Here is a 17,143-nt window from a genome sequence, read left to right as displayed (position 1 = left end):
GCCGCGGTCGCGCTCACACCCGCCCAACGCGCTCGCCCGTCATAATCGCGGCGCCCGCGCAGTGCGTGAAGAGGAGCTCGCGATGAAGACCGAACTTGCCACTGCCCTGCTTGCGATCGCGCTGGCCGGTTGCGCCAGCGGCGGCATGGGACCGGAGATCCCGGAGAACGCGGTCGAGAACACGCGGACCGAGGCCAACGGCGATGTGATCACTGAGTACCGCGTCGGCACCCAGCTGCGGGTGGTCAAAGTCGTGCCCGCGCGCGGCCCGACCTATTACCTGTACGACCGCGACGGCGACGGCCTCGTCGACAAGGCCGGCGACAATCCGCCGATGACCTACTACGAACTGTTCAAGTGGTGACCGGCTTCCGCCGGCCAGGGGCTTCCCTCATGCGCTTAGGTCGGAGCTAGGTCCCCGACGAATCACGGCCGGCGCACGCGTCGGGCGCGTAGGCCCGACCTACTCCGGCGGATCGCGGGTCACCTCGAACCGTTCGACGTCCTCGCGTCTGAGCGCATCCACCGGTGCCGCGACCAGCGCGGTGGGCGGGTTGTCCTCGTCCCACGTGCAGGGGTTGAACGTATCGCCGTCGAGCGCGCGATCCACGGTCGCGGCCATCTGCAGCGAGTAATCGGCGGCGGCGAGGTCGAGGCCGGAGGCGGACGTCTGGCAACTGCCGCCGCTGTTCTGGCGGCGACCGAACGCGGTCGTGCCTGACAGGTTGCGGAACCAGTCGTCGCGATGGGTCTGCGCGCACGCGCCGCTCGGCAGCATGCTCGCAACCACCGGTGCCTGCGCGGTGCTGTGGCAGCTCATGCATGCAGAGGCCGGGTTGTCGACCGGGCCGTTGAGGCGGTCGTCGACACCCAGATGCGCACGCGCGTATGCCGGCGCGTCGGGATTGATCCATGACTGTTCGATCGGCGGACCGCCCGGATCGTTGCCCCACATCAGTCCGACCGGCGCCATCTTCTTCCACGGCGAGGTGCCGGGCAGGCTGCGGTCGTAGGCGTAGGTGGCGAAGTACCAGCCGGTGGCACCGGCGCGCTTGTCCTTCACCGCGATGTCGATCTGCATCAGCCGCACCCGCACCGGATCGGCATCGGGGTTCGGCAGGATATCGACCTGCAGCGCACCGGTGAGCAGGTCCTGCGGGAACGCATTCGCCGGTGCGGCGCTGAACAGTAGTTTGAACACGAAGCTGTGCTCGGCAAAGCGCATGCGGTTCAGGCGCGGCGTGTCGACGCCGTCCTCGGACGTGTTCCACAGGCGCTGGAAGATGCGCCCACCGCGGGCATCGTAGTAGGCCACCGCATAGTTCTGGAAGGCGATCGTGTTGTCGCCGAGTTCGCCGACGCGCACGGTGCGCTCCAGGGTCATGCCGTGCGCGGCTTCGCGCGTGCCCGGCGCGTTGGTCGGGCCGTAGAACATTCGTGGCGCCGGATACCACTTCTGGTTGCGCTGGGACGCGGGCACGCTGCCGCCACCAGGGTCGAAGTAGTGCGAATCGGCGCTGAGGTTAGGCGTCAGCGCGCGCGCGGCGGCGCTGCTGAAGGCGTAATTGCGCAGCGCCAGTGCGTAGGCCAGGCGTTCGTCCGGATCGCGCGGATCGAATGCGCGCCATGGTCGCGAGCCGCTCGGAACGCCGGTCGACGCCTGCTCGAGCAGGTTGGGCTGGAACCATGGGCCGTCGTAGCCATTGGGCAACGTCGCCTTCGGCACGATGAAGTCGGCGAACCTGCCGCGGCACTGCGCGACGAAGCTGCCGCTCGCCTGTGGGCGCCCGGTGCCGGTGACCGACAGGCAGCGCGCGCCGGGCGCGCAGTCACTGGCGGCGGGTAGCAGCGCGGTGCGCGCATCGACGGCATCGCCAGCTTCTTCCCTGGCGACTGCGGTCGCCGATGTCCCGGTTGCGGCGGCGGGCGCCGCATCGCGCACGTCCTCGCGTGCGCAGGTCGCCAGGGCGAGCGGTGCCAGCAAGGCGATGGCGAGCCGCGTACGACGGATGTGCATGAAACCTCCTCGCGCGGGGGCGCGGGCGTGGGGAAGCATCGCGAGGGCTGCGTCGCACGGCGGACGCGGCCTGGTGCCGTTTCATGGCGACAACGCAGGCCTTCGCCCACAGCGGACAGCCGCAGCCAAAATGTGTCGGCTGCCCGGCAAAAGTGTGAGCGCACGCGTGAAGGCCGCAATGTTGGCCCACACCCGCGACAAACGGCGTTGTCCCCATCAGCTGCGCCAATGCGCAGTGCGACACACCTTCCCCCGGAGGTTGGAGTCATGGGTTCCCGATTTCGGTACGTCCGCCACGCGCTGGTGCTCGGCGCGATCGCAGCTTCGTTGTCAGCGGCGGCGGCCTCCGCACAGGATGCTCCCGCCAAGCAGCGCATCAGCAGCGATGCCCTGCGCGAACGGGTCCTGTCCCGACCGCAAGGCGTGGCAGTGCCGGTGGAGATCACCAAGCAGGGCGATCGCGCCGTGCTGCAGACCGCAGACGGCGCGGTGCCGGTGGCCAACCCCGATGTCATCTCCCAGCAGGTACGGCAGATGCCGGTGCAGGCCGTGATCAGCGATGCGCCGGGCGAAGCGGTGCAGGTGCAGGACGTGCAGCTGCAGGCGAGCAAGAACTGGAACGACCGCTCGCCGGCCTGGCGCGCGAAGTACCGCAACGTCGATGTCGCGCAGCAGCGGCTGGACGCGGTCGCCGAACGCGCGCTCGCGCCCGACGCAAGCGAGGCCGACCTGCGACAGCTCAAGCAGGCGACCGATGTCGCGCAGCAACAGGTGGTCGCGGCCTACAAGACGCTGCCGGAAGGCGACCGCAGCGAACAGCGCGCCCTGGTCGAGCAGCACGCAGAGTTGCGCCGCCTGGAGAAATCGCTGTACGGCCGCGACGACCGCTATCCGCCGCAGACCTACGAGCGCATCTACGCCAACTCGCGCGGCGCCTTCGCCCTGCGTTCGCGCAATGAGGATAAGCCGCGCTGCAGCGCGGTGCTGATCGGAGAGCGGTTGGCCCTGACCAACAACCATTGCATCTTCGAAGAGGCGCCGGACGAATTCGAGGCGATGTTCGACTACGAGGATGACCTGGCTGGCAACCAGCTGCCGCGCAAGACCTTTCCCGTGAATGCGATCCGCCTGACCGACGAGGACGAGCGCGGCAAGCTCGACTTCGTCCTGCTCGAACTGGGCGCGAACGAAACCGGCGCCCTGCCCGGCGCGCTGTATCCGGTGCAGTGCCTGTCGACCGCACGCGTGTTGCGCGACGAGCCGCTGTACGTGGTCGGCTATCCGCTGGGCGAACCACGCACCGTGCACGACAACACCTTCGTGTACTTCCCGTTCCGGCTGAGCGAGGACGAGTACATCGAACTCAAGCTGCTGGTCAGCGCGGAGTTCGATTCGATCGCGGCCGAGGAACAGTCCTATCGCGAGGGCAAGCTCAAGGAATTCGTCGACAGCTACCAGCGCCGCGAGGACGGCGACGCGCCGTACTACGAGTACATCAGCGTGCGCTTCGGTCAGCAGCCCACGATCGGCGTGGACAGCGATACCTATCGCGGCAATTCCGGCTCGCCGGTCTACCACCGCCGCAGTCATGCGGTCGTGGGGCTGCTGTTCGACGGGCAGGAAGACCTGTCGCAGCCTTGGGCACCGGGCTGGCGCTCGCACGAGGCGGTCCTGCCGATCGCCAAGGTCATCGAACGCCTGGACGCCGCCGCCCCGGAATGGCGCAGCGATCCGCGCGTATGCGTGCAGCCGGGGACGTGATGGAACCCCCGCACGTCCGATCGTTCATCCGCCCTTCCCTTCAAAGCCAGTCCGGGGTCATCCACATGCGCGCTGTGTTCGCCGTCTGCCTCCTGTTTCTCGTGTCGACCACCGCATGCAACCGCGCCGCACCGCCCGCAGAGCCGACGCCCGCGCAGACCCCGACACCACCTTCCACGCCCGTGCCGGAGCCGGCGACGCCCGCGGCCTACGCCCAGGGCTATGCGGTCGAACTGGCACCGCAGCAGACCGAAGCCGACCTGCGCAGCGCCGCCGAAGACATCTTCGCCGACGTGGTTTCGATCGAACGCCTGTTCCCCGACGCCGATGCGGCCGACGATCCCGAGGGCCTGTCGCGCATCTGGCGCGTGCGCGTGGCCGATCCGGTCACCAGCGGCGCTGGCGCCTGGGACCAGGCCTACGCGCTGCAGGAGCGCGGCGGATTCGTCCGCGTCGAACCCGATACCGAGGACACCCTGGTCGAGGCGCAGAAGCGCAGTGCGGTGACCGCGTGTTTCGGCGACGACGGCGTGCCGGCGCCTGCCGATCCGGCCTGGTCGCTGGCTGCGATGCGCGTGCCGCAGGCGCGCCGACTGACGCCGCCCGCTGGCGGCAAGACGCTCGGCGAGGGCGTGCGCGTATGCCATCCCGACAGCGGATGGACCGACCACGTGGATCTCGACGGCGCGCGCATCGACCGCAGCCAGTCGCTGAACCTGATGGAGGGCGGCAGCGACGCGCGCGATCCGCTCGGCTATCAGGGCAATCCCGGCCACGGCACCAAGACCGGCAGTGTGATCGTCAGCGACGGCGGCTTCGGCGCCTCCAGCGGCACCACGGCGCCCGGCACCGTGGTCGGCCTGGCGCCGAAGGCGACGCTGGTGCCGATCCGCACCTTCAACAGCGTGGTGCGGGTGCTCGACAGCAATACCGCGCGCGCTGTGCGGCACGCGACCACCGCGCAGTGCGACGTGATCTCGATGAGCCTGGGCGGGCGCGCGTTCTTCGGCCTCGAGCGCGCGATCAACGACGCGGTGCGTCGCGGCACGATCGTGGTCAACGCTGCCGGCAACTGCATCGGCATGGTGGTGGCGCCGGCGTCCTACGACAACGCGATCGCGGTGGCGGCGACCAATGCGCAGGACAAGCCATGGAAGGGCTCGTCGAAGGGCCGCGCGGTCGACATCGCCGCTCCCGGAGAGGACGTGTATGTCGCCGATGCGGTCGCGGGGACGACCGGCACGCGCGCAAGCCCGGGCAACGGCACTTCATTCGCCACCGCAGCGGTCGCCGGTGCAGCCGCGGACTGGCTCGCCTTCCACGGACGCGCGCGCATCGACGCGGCGCGGGGCAGCCTGACCCGGCGCGACCTGTTCGTCCAGGCGATGCAGGCCAGCGCGCGCAAGCCGGCCGGCTTCGACACCTCGCGCTTCGGCGCGGGCATCCTCGACCTGGACGCGCTGCTGCGGCAGCCGCTCGGCGCGCCGCGCACCCAGCTGCGCGCGCCGCCGCAGGACGACACGGTGAACCTGCTCTCGCGTACGCTCGACCGCGATCCGGCTGAAGTCCGATCGGGCCTGCAGCGCATGCTGTCCGCGGAACCGGGGACGCTCGATGCGACGCTACGGCGCTTCGGGCCGGAACTGCTCGACCTGGCCATGCGCGACCCGGATGCCTTCCGGCAGGCGCTCGATGCGCCCAGTGCAGATGCGCTGCGTGCGCCGGCTGCGACCCTGCGGCCGAAGGCCTCGCGCGCGCTCGCCGCGAAGCTGCAGGCCACGCCGTGAACGCAGCGCGCCAGCCGACGAGCCTGTCGCTGGCCGTGTTCGGCGCGGCCTGCATCGGTGCGGCGTGCAGCGCACCGGCACCGCCGCCCCCGGACGAAGCGCCTGCGCAGGACGCCGCGGATGCGTCTGCGGCAGCGCCTTCGCCGCCACAGCCGCCATCCCCTTCCACAAGCGAATTGCCGACGTCTGCGTCGCCTTCTGCAACCAAACCACCGCCGGAATCGCCCACGCCTTCTTCGGAAGCGCCGGCACAGACGCCCGCTCCGCCGCCGCCACCCTCTCCGGCCACCACCCCGGAACCGACGCCCCCGGCTGCGCAAACCGGCGACACGGCGCCGACGACGGTTACCGTCACCATGCTCTCGCGCGGCAAGGGCGTACCCGAGGCCACGCGCGCGGCCTACAACGACATCCGCGCGCTGCTCGACAAGCAGCGCTCCGCGTACGCCATCACCGATCTGCGCGCCCAGCGCATCGGCCTGGAAGGCGAAACCCGTCTGTGCGCCGAATTCCGCAGCGCGAAGGACGCGCAGGCCGCCCTGTCCGAAATCCGCCAGCGCGCCGCGGGCGTCGAGCTGCTCGACGTCTCCGACGCGCCATGCCCGTCCCCCAAGGAAAGCAAGCCATGAACCTGCCCTCATTACGGTCAAATTCCTCCATGCCGGCGTTCGCGCTGGTAGTCGCCGTCGCCTTCGCGCTTGCGGGCTGCAAGCGCGACGAGCCTGTCGCGCCCGCCACGCCACCGTCGGCCACCACCACCCCACCTCCCGCGGAGCCGGTAGGACCGCCGAGCCACGACATCAGGCCCGCAACCGGTGCGGTCGAAGCCAACGAGCAGACCATCGAAGCCGCGCAGCAACAACTCGCCGACGCGGCCAAGGCCGCGCGCGAGAAGTGGCGCGGCAAGACCTTCGAGGAGTTCGAGGCATCGGTGTTCAAGGAACCGGGCGAACACGGCAAGTACATCGTCAGCGGCGATCTGGCCATTGCCGACCGCAAGCACCTGCAGGAGTTCTTCGAAAGCCTGCAGCGCGAGGACGACGAAACCGCACATGGCAAGCTCACCGTCCGCGCGCTCGCGGCGGCCCAGGGCGTGGACGGCGGCGTCGACATCTGGACCAGCGCACGCAGGAAGCGCCTGAACTATTGCGTCAGCGATCAGTTCGGCCCGCGCAAGGCCGCTGTCGTGGCCGACATGGTGGCGGCAACCAACGCCTGGGAACAGGCGGCCGATGTCGACTTCGTGCATGTCGCCGCTCAGGATGCCAGCTGCACGGCCAGCAATCCCCAGGTCGAGTTCGACGTGCGCCCGGTGGACGTGGACGGCGAATACCTGGCGCGCGCCTTCTTCCCCGCGGACACGCGCACCGACCGCAATGTGCTGATCGACAATTCATCGTTCGAGATGGATCCGGACGACACGCTGACGCTGGTCGGCATCCTGCGCCACGAACTGGGCCATGCGCTCGGGCTGCGCCACGAACATACCCGGCCCGAAGCCGGCACCTGCTTCGAGGACAGCAATTTCACTCCGATCACCGAGTACGACCGCTTCTCGGTCATGCACTACCCGCAGTGCAACGGCGGCGGCGACTGGTCGCTGCAGCTGACGGCGCTGGACAAGGCCGGTTCGGCCTGCCTCTACGGCAAGGGCACGGCCAATACCGAGGATCTGGCGCAATGCGTCTACCAGGCCCCCGACGCACCGACCACCGGCACCGTGGAAACCAAGGTCTTCGAGAACCAGGCCGTCGCCAAGGGCGAGAAGAAGCAGTACGGCGCCTTCGACGTGAAACCCGGATCGATCGCGACCGTGCGCATGACCGCCGTCGGCGCAAATGCAGGCGATCCTGATCTGTACGTGCGCTATCTCGGCCCGCCCGACACGAGCCGCTGGAACTGCCGTCCCTACCTTAGCCACGCCAACGAAACCTGCGAGCTCGAGGTGCCGGGCAACCGCAGCAAGATTCACGTCATGGTGCGCGGCTATGCGGCAGGCAGCTACCGGCTGGAGATCACCTATACCAAGCCATGACGGTGGCGTCCTGGCGTCGTTGATCCGGGAAACGGGAGTTTTCGCGTTAAGGGCTTAGAGCTTCCGCCTTTCGGCGGGCTACTTTCTTTGCTGGTGCACTGCGCCGAAGGCGCGAACGGCGAAGCCGGCCCGAAGGGCGAGCCACGTAGTGGCGAGTAAAGAAAAGTAACCAAAAGAAAGCACCTCAGTGGATCCACATCGCTCAAGGAATGTGGATGCCGAAGCAATTTTCGGACTCGCCATCCATGGCTCGGTCCGAAAACGGCGGCCATCCATGGCCGCCGCCCCTTCGGGGTTTCCGGGGGCTGACAGCTACTGCGGGACCAGGAAAGTCAAAGGCATGGGCCATGCGATCCGCATCCGGACACCCGGAGGGCGGCCGGCATGGATGCCGGCCGTTTTCGGAGCGGACAGGGATGTCCGCTGCGAAAATGGCAACGACACCGCACATCCCTTGAGCGGGTTTGATCTCACGAGAAGGGTGCTTTCTTTTGGTTACTTTTCTTTACTCGCCACTACGTGGCTCGCCCTTCGGGCCGGCTTCGCCGTTCGCGCCTTCGGCGCAGTGCACCAGCAAAGAAAAGTAACTCGCCGGCAAGCGAAAGCTGTGCTGTGCTTCACCCTTCCCGTCATCCGACATCATCCGGATGTGGGCCGCGTCTACGCACGGCCCCGGACTCGAACGCCAGGTACGCGATCGCAGCAAGCAACAGCGGCCCAAGGTAATAGATCGCCCGATAAGCCAGCAGCGCGGCGAGCAGTTCCGGCTGCGCGACCCGCTCGCCGAGCATCGCCAGGAAGATCGCTTCCAACGCGCCCAGGCCGGCCGGGATGTGGGTGACCGCCGCCGCAACGGCCGCGAGCAGGAGCACGCCGAGCACCGTGGGGTAATCGATCCGCTGCTGCAGCAGCACGAACAGCAACGCAGCGATCGTCAGCCAGTTTGCGCTGGACAGACCCAGCTGCAGCAATGCCATGCGCAGGGACGGCAGCTTGAACGCATGACCGCGCAGATGCCAGGCGCGGTCGTGCCAGCGGGCGCACGCGAACAGATAGGCAGCCGCCACCACCAGCATCGCGAGACCGAGCACGCGCCCGGCGATGCTGGCAGCGCCTTGGGGCAAGACGATCGGTTGCGCGATCAGCACGCCGCCGGCCAGCACGAGATAGCCGGACCAATTGGTGCTCACGGCGAACGCGACGATGCGGCCGATGGCCCCGGCGCGCAATCCCGAATGCGAGTACAGGCGCAGGCGGAAGCCACCGCCGCCGATCAGCGCGCCGATGTTGAGACTGAACGCGTAGCAGGTGAAGCCGATCAGCATGGTCCGCCGCGTCGACAGGCCATGGCCCGCGTAGTGCCGCGCCCCGAGTTCGTAGCTGCAATACAACAGGTAGCTCAGTGCCGCCAGCGCCGCGGCGGTCGTCACCTCATGCAGGCGGTATCCTGCCAGCGCCTGCCACACCTGCGGCCAGTCCACCGAACGCGCATGGCGGATCAGCAGCACCAGCGCGATCGCGGTGATCGCCAGGGTGACGATCTGGATCGCGCGATCGCGACGCCTCCGGCGCCCGGTCATCGGCTTTCCATCCGGGGGCCGTCGCGCGGGGCCAGCTCAACGACGCTGGGCGTATGCGCGGGCAGCAATCCAGCCCATGCGGGGAAGCGACGCAGCACGTGGAACAGCAGCGACGAGGGCAGCGGCCACAGCCGGCGCTCCGGCAGCCCGGCCGGATCGACCGGCCGGCAGTCGCGCTCCCGCAACGTCGCCAGCCGGGCGTGCAGATCACGATTGAAACCGCGGTCGCGAACGAAGATGTTGGCCTCCAGGTTCAGCGACAGGCTGAGCGGATCGAGATTGCTGGAGCCGACGGTCGACCATGTGTCGTCGACGAGTGCCACCTTGCCGTGGAACGGACGCCTGCAGTACTCATGGATGCACACGCCAGCGGCGATCAGGTGCCGATACAGGGTCCTGGCCGCCAACAGGGCCAGCGGCGTGTCGGGCTCGCCCTGGACGATCAGCGACACCCGCACGCCGCGGCGCGCCGCGTGGCGCAGATCGCGCAGCAATCCGTAGCCAGGAAAGAAGTAGGCATTGGCGATCACGATCTCGTCGCGCGCTGCGCGGATGGCGATGCGGTACTGCCGCTCGATCTCGGTCGACCGTGCGGCGTTGTCGCGCAGCGCGAACAGCACCCTGCCGTTGCCGGCATGTACGGTCGCGGCGGACGGTGGGTGTCGCCACGACTCCGCGTTGCCGCGCATGGCCGCGGCCGCGAACGTGCGGATGTCGTCGACCACCGGACCCTGCAGCTCGACCGCGTAGTCCTGTTTCGAAGTCGGTCCGAAATCCTCGAGATGGTCGGCGGAGTAGTTGATGCCGCCGACGAAGGCGCGCGTGCCATCCACCACCAGCAGCTTGCGGTGCAGGCGGCGGAAAATGTGCAGGCGCAGGCCGAGCAGGGTCCGATGGGGATCGAAGACGCGCAGGATCACGCCGGTTTCGGCCAGCCCATCCAGGAACGATGGCGAAAATCGCGGCGAGCCGTACCCGTCGACCATGACCTCGACCCGCACGCCGCGCCGCGCCGCCGCGGTCAGCTGCCGGTGCAGTTCCCATCCGACCTTGTCCTCGAACAGGATGAACGTCTCCAGCAGGACTTCTTCGCGCGCCTGCGCGATCGCCGCGAACGCGCGGGCAAAGAACGCCTCGCCGTTCTCGAGCAGCGCGACGCGGTTGCCTTCACGCCAGGGATCGTTGCCGCCCATGACCTTCTGCAACGATCGACGTCGCGTCGATGCCCACGCGCGCGAACAGCGTGGCGTGGTCGGACAGGTGCGACCACGGCCGCGACGACAGTACTGCCACCTCATGCACCTGCACGTTGCGCAGGTACATGCGGTCCAGCGGCAGCAGCGGCCAGCGCGCGGGAAAGGTGCGCGCCAGCCGCCCATGTGCGTCGAGGAACGCCTCGCGCAATCCGCAGCGGGCCAGCGCCGCGTGGCCGCGCCCGCGCCAGTCGTTGAAGTCGCCGGCGACCGCGAGCGGCGCATCGGCGGGAATCTGCTCGGCAACGGTCCGGCACAGCAGGTCCAGCTGCCGGCGGCGGTGCGCCTCGCGCAGGCCCAGGTGCACGCACAGCGTATGCAACCGCACCGCGCTGCCAGGGATCTCCAGCACGCAGTGCAGCAGGCCGCGACCCTCGTGGCCGTCCACGGATACATCCAGGTTGCGTTGCTGCACGATCGGAAACTTCGACAGCAGCGCATTGCCATGATGGCCGTGCGGGTAAGCCGCGTTCTGGCCGTAGGCGAACTGCGGCCACAGGCTGTCGGCGAGGAACTCGTAGTGCGGAACATCCGGCCACCGTGCGTGGCGGCGCGCGTGGCCGCTGTGGGCGCCCTGCACTTCCTGCAGGAACACCACGTCGGCGGAGACTTCGCGGATGGCCTCGCGCAGCTCCGGCAGCACGAAGCGCCGGCGCGAGAAGCTGAAACCCATGTGGATGTTGGCGGTGAGCAGATTCAGCGCGATCATCCGGGTATCCGATCCTCTGCGACCCTGTCCTTTCGCCATCCGCAACGCCGGGTGACTAGCCGCGCGGCCCGCCCATCACCGGCAGGATCACGCCATTGATGTACGAGGCGGTGACCGGCGAGGCCAGGAACACGAACGCCGGCGAGATCTCCTCCGGCTGCGCCGGGCGCCCCATGTCGCTATCCTGCCCGAACTTCGCGACTTCCTGCGCAGGTTTGTCGGCAGGGTTGAGCGGGGTCCACACCGGGCCCGGCGCCACGCAGTTGACCCGGATCCCGCGCTCCAGCAGGTTGCTGGCCAGCGACTTGGTGAAGGCGTGGATCGCGCCCTTGGTCGCCGAGTAGTCGAGCAGGTGCTTGCTGCCGAACAGGCCGGTTTCCGACCCGTTGTTGACGATGCTGGCACCGCGCTGCATGTGCGGCAGCACGGCGCGCGCCATGTGGAAGTAGCCGGCGATGTTGGTCTGCAGCGTTTCCTGCAGATGCGCGTCGCTGATGTCCTCGATCCGCTGCGCATGCAGCTGGAAGGCGGCATTGTTGACCAGCACGTCGATCCGGCCGAACGCCTTCTTCACCCGGTCGACCGCGTGTTTGCAGAAGGCCGGGTCGCGCACGTCGCCGGGGATCGCGAGGCAGCGGCGACCTTCCTCCTCCACCGCGCGCTTGGTCTGCCTGGCGTCCTCGTGCTCGTCCAGGTACAGGATGGCCACGTCCGCGCCTTCGCGCGCGAACAGCACGGCCACCGCGCGACCGATGCCCGAGTCGCCGCCGGTGATGATCGCCGCCATCCCTTCGAGCTTGCCGCTACCCACATAGGCGGGCGCCAGGTAGCGCGGCTGCAGGTCCAGGTCGGCTTCCCGGCCCGGCTTTTTCAGGTGCTGCGCGGGCATCGGGTTTTCCGGCTGCCGGCGTACACCGGCCTGCACCGCCTTCTTCTTCGCTGTCTTCTTCTTCGCCGCGGGCCTGGCGTCGATGCCTTGCTGGATCCTGCGCTGGCGGCTGGCGGTCGCGGACGCTTTGGCGGGCTTGCGCGAGGCCATGGTCTGGCTCCTGGTGGGACACGGACCTGCGACCGTACCTGCAGGCAAGTCAAAGCCCCGTCGTGCTGGCGTTGCGTATGCGTTGTCACGCGTACCGCGCCGCGAGCGATCAAGCGCCGTCCGATCCACCTTGGCGCAGCAGGCGCTGATCCTTGCGCTTCAGCGCGCGGTCACGCCGGCGACAGGTTCGCGTAGGCAAGCACCAGCCACTTGCTCCCCGCATCGTCGAAATTCACCTGCACCCGCGCGTGCGAACCGCTGCCCTCGTAGTCGGTCACCGTGCCGGTGCCGAAGCTGGGATGGCGCACGCTGGCGCCGAGCGCGATCTGCGGCGTTTCGATGGCGGCGTGGCCGCGGTTGAACGCCGCGTCGCGGCGCGAACCGGGCATGAACGGTCCCTTGAAGCCAGGCCGCGAAACCTGGATGCGTGGACGCACCTCGTGCAGCAACTCTTTCGGAATCTCGCGCAGGAACCGTGACGGGATGCCGTACATGTCCTGGCCGTGCAGGCGCCGCGCCTCGGCGTAGCTGAGCACCAGCTTCTGGCGCGCGCGGGTGATGCCGACATAGGCCAGGCGGCGCTCTTCCTCCAGCCGGCCCTGCTCCTCGATCGAGCGCGCGTTCGGAAACAGCCCTTCCTCCAGCCCGGCCAGGAACACCAGCGGAAACTCCAGGCCCTTGGCGCTGTGCAGGGTCATCAGCTGGACACCGTCCTCGCCGGCCTGGGCCTGGCCTTCGCCCGCTTCCAGCGCCGCGTAGGAGAGGAAAGCCACCAGTTCGGTCAGCGCCGCAGCTTCCTCGTCGTCGCCGCGCACGAAGCGCGAGGCGACCGAAACCAGCTCGTCGAGATTGTCCACGCGCGAATCGATCGATCCCTTCGACTCGTTGGCGTAGTGTTCGCGCAGCCCGGAGCGCAACAGCACGTGGTCGATCTTGTCCTTGAGCGGCAGGTCGTCGGTTTCCGCGGCGATGCCGTCGACCAGCGCCAGGAATCCGGCCAGGGCGTTGCGCGCGCGCGCGGCGAGCATGCTTTCGCGGGCGATGCGGATCGCCGCTTCCCACAGCGGCACGCCATCGAGCCGCGCGCGCTTGCGCACCTCGTCCAGGGTGCGCTCGCCGATGCCGCGGGTGGGCGTGTTGACCGCCCGTTCGAACGCCGCATCGTCGGCGCGCGAGGCGACCAGGCGCAGGTAGGCCAGGGTGTCCTTGATCTCGGCGCGTTCGAAGAAGCGCATGCCGCCGTACACGCGGTACGGGATCTGCTGGGCCAGCAGCGCTTCCTCGAACGCGCGCGACTGCGCATTGCTGCGATACAGGATCGCGGTCTCGCCGTATCCGCCGCCATCGCGCACCCACAGCCGGATGCGTTCGATCACGAAGCGCGCCTCGTCGATCTCGTTGTAGGACGCGTACAGGTCGATCGACTCGCCCTCGCCGCTGTCGGTCCACAGCTGCTTGCCCAGGCGATCGGGATTGTGGGCGATGACCGCATTGGCCGCGCTGAGGATGTTGGCGCTGGAGCGGTAGTTCTGCTCCAGGCGGATGGTCTTGGCGCCCGGGAAATCACGCAGGAAGGTCTGCACGTTCTCGACCTTGGCCCCGCGCCAGCCGTAGATGGCCTGGTCGTCGTCGCCGACCACGAACACCCGGCCGGTGTCGCCGGCGAGCAACCGCGCGAATCCGTACTGGATGGCGTTGGTGTCCTGGAACTCGTCGATCAGCAGCTCGCCGAAACGATGGCGATAGTGGGCCAGCAGCGCCGGGGTATCGCGCAGCACTTCATGCGCGCGCAGCAGCAGCTCGGCGAAGTCGACCAGGCCCGCGCGGTCGCAGCGTTCCTGGTACATCGCGTAACTGCGCAGCATCACGTCGGACCATTCGTCGCGATCGGACTGGATGTGCTGCGGGCGCCGGCCTTCGTCCTTCTGCGCATTGATCCACCACGCGATCTGGCGCGGCGGGAACCGCGCCTCGTCGATCTCCAGCGCCTGGACCACGCGCTTGACCAGGCGCAGCTGGTCGTCGCTGTCGAGCACCTGGAAGCCTTCGGGCAGCTTCGCATCCTGCCAGTGCAGGCGCAGCAGGCGGTGTGCCAGGCCGTGGAAGGTGCCGATCCACAGGCCGCGCGAACCGTGCCGAAGCAGCGCGTCGGCGCGGTGGCGCATTTCGCCCGCGGCCTTGTTGGTGAAGGTCACGGCGAAGATCCCGTGCACCGGCACGCCGTGCACCTGGTTGAGCCAGGCGATGCGGTGGGTCAGCACGCGGGTCTTGCCGGATCCGGCGCCGGCCAGGACCAGGTAGTGGCCGGATTCTGCGGTGACGGCCTCGCGCTGGGCGGAATTGAGGTCGTCGAGCAGGTACGAAACATCCATTGCCGTATTTTACGCGTCATGCGCGCGTCCCAACCGGTTTCATCGCGCCGGCAGCGGCCTGCTTCCCCGCTGGTGGCATTCGGCTGCCTGCTCGCGTTCACATCGATGACGCAGGCGTTCGCGGGCGAGCGCATCCTGCATGCGGGCAGCGGGCGGCTGGAGATCGTGGTGAACGGCATCGACGATCCCGCGCGCGAGGCGATGCTGCAGCAATGGGCCGAAGAGGCTGCCAAGACCCTGTTGACGGCTTCCGACCGCTTCCCGCTCCCGCGCGTTCGCGCAGTGGTGCGCGAGACCGACAGCCGCGACCCCAGCCCGGTGCCCTGGGGCCAGACCCTGCGCAGGGACGGCGTTGCGGTGCTGCTCTACGTGCGGCCCGATGCCACGCTCGAGCAGCTGCGCGACGACTGGACCGCAGTGCACGAGTTCTCGCACCTCATGCATCCGTATCTGGGCCGCGAAGGGCGTTGGATGGCCGAAGGCCTGGCCAGCTATTACCAGAACGTGCTGCGCGCGCGCGCCGGCCTGATGTCCCCGGATGAGGCCTGGCGCCGGCTCGATGCGGGTTTCGGGCGCGGCCTGGGTGCCCCGGCCGGTAGGCCGCTGTCCTCGGCAAAGGGACGCGGCGCGACCATGCGTATCTACTGGGCCGGAGCCGCGTACTGGCTGCACGCGGATCTTGCATTGCGCGAGCGCGGCTCGTCGCTGGACACGGTGCTCTCGGCCTACGCGCGCTGCTGTCTGTCGGATCGCAGCGAGTCCACGCCACTGGGCTTCGCCCAGGCGCTGGACCGCATCGACGGGCATGGGATGTTCGTTCGCCTGTACCGCAAGTACGCGGCCGCAACTGCGTTTCCCGATCTCGCCGCCGCCTACCGCGCGCTTGGGCTGTCCGGAAATGGGACAACGCTGCGCTTCAGCCAGGGTGATGCCGCTGCGCGCCTGCGCACGACGATCATGCGCGCGCGCTGATCACGCGCTTCGATCCGGCTCAGTGTGCGAGCTGCTCGCGCTTGCCGGCGCTGCCAGTCATCACCTTGTCGGTATAGGCGATGCCGATGGCCGACAGGATAAATAGGCCGTGGATGATCGACTGCCACATCACCCCGGTTGGAGACACCGTGGTGCAGGTCTTGCCCAGATAGTCCACCAGGTCCGCCGCCTGCGCTCCGGCGAAGGCCTGTGCAGTGCCGCACACCGGCAGCGCGCCCAGGGTGCCGGCTTCGATGAAGGTCTTGAGCAGGTGGATCGAGGAGATGCCGATGATCGCCATCGCCAGCTTCACCTTGAGCACGCTGGCGTTGACGTGGCTCAGCCATTCGGGCTGGTCCGGATGACGCTCCAGGCGCATGCGCGAGACGAAGGTCTCGTAACCGCCCACGATCACCATCATCAGCAGGTTGCTGATCATCACCACGTCGATCAGGCCCAGCACCAGCAGCATGATGTCCTGCTCGGTGAGCGTGGTGGCGCCGTGGACGAGGTGCCAAAGCTCCTTCAGGAACAGGATCACGTACACGCCCTGGGCCACGATCAGGCCCAGGTACAGCGGCAGCTGCAGCCAGCGCGAGGAGAAGATCAGCGCGGGCAGCGGATTGAGGCGTTCGGGGCGTTGGTTCGACATGTGCTCGGCGGGCGCAAAACTGCGCGCAGGGTAACGAGCCCGCGCGCAACTGCCAAGCGCCGTTCCGGCGTGCGAACCGGAACGTGGTACCGGAGGCGACATTGCCGGGACTGAGTGTTTTATCCACCCGCCACCTGCATGCGGGCCCGACGCCTAGACTCTTCCACCCCACTCGCTTGCGGACGCCGTCATGATCGACCTGCATTACTGGCCCACTCCCAACGGCCACAAGATCACCTTGTTCCTGGAAGAGCTTGCCGAACTGGGACAGGGGCTGGCCTACACGATCAAGCCGGTCGACATCGGCAAGGGCGCGCAGTTCGAGCCGGATTACCTGAAGATCTCGCCCAACAACAAGATGCCCGCGATCGTGGACCACGCCCCGGTCGACGGCGGCGCCCCGATCAGCGTGTTCGAATCGGGCGCGATCCTGCTCTACCTGGCCAACAAGACCGGGCAGTTCCTCGGCATCGCCCCGGGCGCCGACGCCGGCGATGCGCTGCGCGCACGCATCACCGTGAACGAATGGCTGTTCTGGCAGATGGGCGGGCTCGGGCCGATGACCGGGCAGTACGGCCATTTCCACGTGTACGCCCCCGAGCCGATCGCGTATGCACGCGACCGCTACCGCAACGAAGCCGAACGTCTGCTCGGCGTGCTCGACAAGCGCCTGGCTGGACGCGCCTTCATCGCCGGCGACGAGTACAGCATCGCCGACATGGCCAGCTATCCGTGGATCAATCCCTACGACAAGGCGCCGCTGGACCTGACGCCGTTCGCCAATGTGCGGCGCTGGCATGCGGCGATCCGGCAGCGCCCGGCGACGCAGCGCGCGTATGCCCTGGCCAAGCAGGTCAATCCTGACGCGGGCAAGCCGATGGGCGACCAGGAAAGGAAACTGCTGTTCGGGCAGGGGGCGCGCTGATCGGCCCAAATGCGGACCAATCCGCTGTAGGAGCGACGCTC

The 17,143-nt window shown here is 68.4% G+C and carries 14 protein-coding genes; 7 read left to right on the top strand and 7 right to left on the bottom strand.

Going from position 1 to position 17,143, the window contains the following annotated elements; all coding sequences use genetic code 11:
• The first annotated feature begins 145 nt into the window (after nucleotides 1-145).
• On the top strand, nucleotides 146-364 hold the full coding sequence (locus MC375_RS05840; RefSeq protein WP_242102963.1) for a DUF2782 domain-containing protein: 219 nt from the start codon (nucleotides 146-148) through the stop codon (nucleotides 362-364).
• A 99-nt stretch (nucleotides 365-463) separates the two neighbouring features.
• Here the strand turns inward: MC375_RS05840 and MC375_RS05835 are convergent, their stop codons facing one another.
• Complete coding sequence (locus MC375_RS05835; RefSeq protein WP_242102353.1) at nucleotides 464-2,017, bottom strand: hypothetical protein; 1,554 nt, start codon at nucleotides 2,015-2,017, stop codon at nucleotides 464-466.
• A gap of 267 nt (nucleotides 2,018-2,284) precedes the next feature.
• On the opposite strand from MC375_RS05835, the gene MC375_RS05830 reads away from it, so the two are divergent.
• The 4 genes from MC375_RS05830 to MC375_RS05815 all read left to right on the top strand — a co-directional run bounded on the left by MC375_RS05830 (nucleotide 2,285) and on the right by MC375_RS05815 (nucleotide 7,600).
• Entirely contained in the window at nucleotides 2,285-3,778 is a 1,494-nt protein-coding gene (locus MC375_RS05830; protein ID WP_242102352.1) for a serine protease, read from the top strand.
• A 65-nt stretch (nucleotides 3,779-3,843) separates the two neighbouring features.
• The gene (locus MC375_RS05825; RefSeq protein WP_242102351.1) at nucleotides 3,844-5,565 is read left to right on the top strand and encodes a S8/S53 family peptidase; all 1,722 of its coding nucleotides are present in this window, start codon (nucleotides 3,844-3,846) and stop codon (nucleotides 5,563-5,565) included.
• Between the two features lie 356 nt (nucleotides 5,566-5,921).
• On the top strand, nucleotides 5,922-6,194 hold the full coding sequence (locus MC375_RS05820; protein ID WP_242102350.1) for a hypothetical protein: 273 nt from the start codon (nucleotides 5,922-5,924) through the stop codon (nucleotides 6,192-6,194).
• Nucleotides 6,195-6,223: 29 nt separating this feature from the next.
• Entirely contained in the window at nucleotides 6,224-7,600 is a 1,377-nt protein-coding gene (locus tag MC375_RS05815) for a matrixin family metalloprotease (protein WP_242102349.1), read from the top strand.
• 629 nt (nucleotides 7,601-8,229) lie between these two features.
• Here the strand turns inward: MC375_RS05815 and MC375_RS05810 are convergent.
• From MC375_RS05810 to uvrD, 5 genes are all read right to left on the bottom strand, one after another.
• Entirely contained in the window at nucleotides 8,230-9,180 is a 951-nt protein-coding gene (locus MC375_RS05810; RefSeq protein WP_242102348.1) for a lysylphosphatidylglycerol synthase domain-containing protein, read from the bottom strand.
• Nucleotides 9,177-10,373, bottom strand: coding sequence for a cardiolipin synthase ClsB (gene clsB / locus MC375_RS05805; protein WP_242102347.1), 1,197 nt, complete (start codon nucleotides 10,371-10,373; stop codon nucleotides 9,177-9,179). Before clsB ends, MC375_RS05810 begins: the two co-directional genes overlap by 4 nt.
• On the bottom strand, nucleotides 10,348-11,142 hold the full coding sequence (locus MC375_RS05800; protein WP_242102346.1) for an endonuclease/exonuclease/phosphatase family protein: 795 nt from the start codon (nucleotides 11,140-11,142) through the stop codon (nucleotides 10,348-10,350). The genes clsB and MC375_RS05800 overlap by 26 nt, the downstream gene beginning before the upstream one ends.
• A 55-nt stretch (nucleotides 11,143-11,197) precedes the next feature.
• Nucleotides 11,198-12,181, bottom strand: coding sequence for an SDR family oxidoreductase (locus tag MC375_RS05795; protein ID WP_242102345.1), 984 nt, complete (start codon nucleotides 12,179-12,181; stop codon nucleotides 11,198-11,200).
• Between the two features lie 170 nt (nucleotides 12,182-12,351).
• A complete protein-coding gene (gene uvrD, locus MC375_RS05790) occupies nucleotides 12,352-14,553 on the bottom strand; it encodes a DNA helicase II (protein WP_242102344.1) in 2,202 nt (733 codons plus the stop codon).
• A gap of 105 nt (nucleotides 14,554-14,658) precedes the next feature.
• On the opposite strand from uvrD, the gene MC375_RS05785 reads away from it, so the two are divergent.
• Nucleotides 14,659-15,525 (top strand): hypothetical protein, encoded by an 867-nt coding sequence (locus tag MC375_RS05785; protein ID WP_242102343.1) that lies wholly within the window; start codon nucleotides 14,659-14,661, stop codon nucleotides 15,523-15,525.
• A gap of 19 nt (nucleotides 15,526-15,544) precedes the next feature.
• Here the strand turns inward: MC375_RS05785 and MC375_RS05780 are convergent, their stop codons facing one another.
• On the bottom strand, nucleotides 15,545-16,177 hold the full coding sequence (locus tag MC375_RS05780; RefSeq protein ID WP_242102342.1) for a TIGR00645 family protein: 633 nt from the start codon (nucleotides 16,175-16,177) through the stop codon (nucleotides 15,545-15,547).
• 190 nt (nucleotides 16,178-16,367) lie between these two features.
• Between MC375_RS05780 and MC375_RS05775 the strand changes: the two genes are divergently transcribed.
• Entirely contained in the window at nucleotides 16,368-17,102 is a 735-nt protein-coding gene (locus MC375_RS05775; RefSeq protein WP_242102341.1) for a glutathione S-transferase C-terminal domain-containing protein, read from the top strand.
• Nucleotides 17,103-17,143: the final 41 nt, after the last annotated feature.

It is taken from the genome of Lysobacter sp. M2-1, from assembly GCF_022662495.1.
Lineage (GTDB): Bacteria > Pseudomonadota > Gammaproteobacteria > Xanthomonadales > Xanthomonadaceae > JAKPBU01.
Note: the sequence above shows the minus strand (reverse complement) of the source record. Positions and strands in the feature narration are given on the sequence as shown.

What these genes read in the sequence shown, in the direction of transcription:
- MC375_RS05840 (WP_242102963.1), top strand. Translation starts at nt 146, where the DNA reads ATGGGACCGGAGATCCCGGAGAACGCGGTCGAGAACACGCGGACCGAG.
- MC375_RS05835 (WP_242102353.1), bottom strand. Translation starts at nt 2,017, where the DNA reads ATGCACATCCGTCGTACGCGGCTCGCCATCGCCTTGCTGGCACCGCTC.
- MC375_RS05830 (WP_242102352.1), top strand. Translation starts at nt 2,285, where the DNA reads ATGGGTTCCCGATTTCGGTACGTCCGCCACGCGCTGGTGCTCGGCGCG.
- MC375_RS05825 (WP_242102351.1), top strand. Translation starts at nt 3,844, where the DNA reads ATGCGCGCTGTGTTCGCCGTCTGCCTCCTGTTTCTCGTGTCGACCACC.
- MC375_RS05820 (WP_242102350.1), top strand. Translation starts at nt 5,922, where the DNA reads ATGCTCTCGCGCGGCAAGGGCGTACCCGAGGCCACGCGCGCGGCCTAC.
- MC375_RS05815 (WP_242102349.1), top strand. Translation starts at nt 6,224, where the DNA reads ATGCCGGCGTTCGCGCTGGTAGTCGCCGTCGCCTTCGCGCTTGCGGGC.
- MC375_RS05810 (WP_242102348.1), bottom strand. Translation starts at nt 9,180, where the DNA reads ATGACCGGGCGCCGGAGGCGTCGCGATCGCGCGATCCAGATCGTCACC.
- clsB (WP_242102347.1), bottom strand. Translation starts at nt 10,373, where the DNA reads ATGGGCGGCAACGATCCCTGGCGTGAAGGCAACCGCGTCGCGCTGCTC.
- MC375_RS05800 (WP_242102346.1), bottom strand. Translation starts at nt 11,142, where the DNA reads ATGATCGCGCTGAATCTGCTCACCGCCAACATCCACATGGGTTTCAGC.
- MC375_RS05795 (WP_242102345.1), bottom strand. Translation starts at nt 12,181, where the DNA reads ATGGCCTCGCGCAAGCCCGCCAAAGCGTCCGCGACCGCCAGCCGCCAG.
- uvrD (WP_242102344.1), bottom strand. Translation starts at nt 14,553, where the DNA reads ATGGATGTTTCGTACCTGCTCGACGACCTCAATTCCGCCCAGCGCGAG.
- MC375_RS05785 (WP_242102343.1), top strand. Translation starts at nt 14,659, where the DNA reads ATGACGCAGGCGTTCGCGGGCGAGCGCATCCTGCATGCGGGCAGCGGG.
- MC375_RS05780 (WP_242102342.1), bottom strand. Translation starts at nt 16,177, where the DNA reads ATGTCGAACCAACGCCCCGAACGCCTCAATCCGCTGCCCGCGCTGATC.
- MC375_RS05775 (WP_242102341.1), top strand. Translation starts at nt 16,368, where the DNA reads ATGATCGACCTGCATTACTGGCCCACTCCCAACGGCCACAAGATCACC.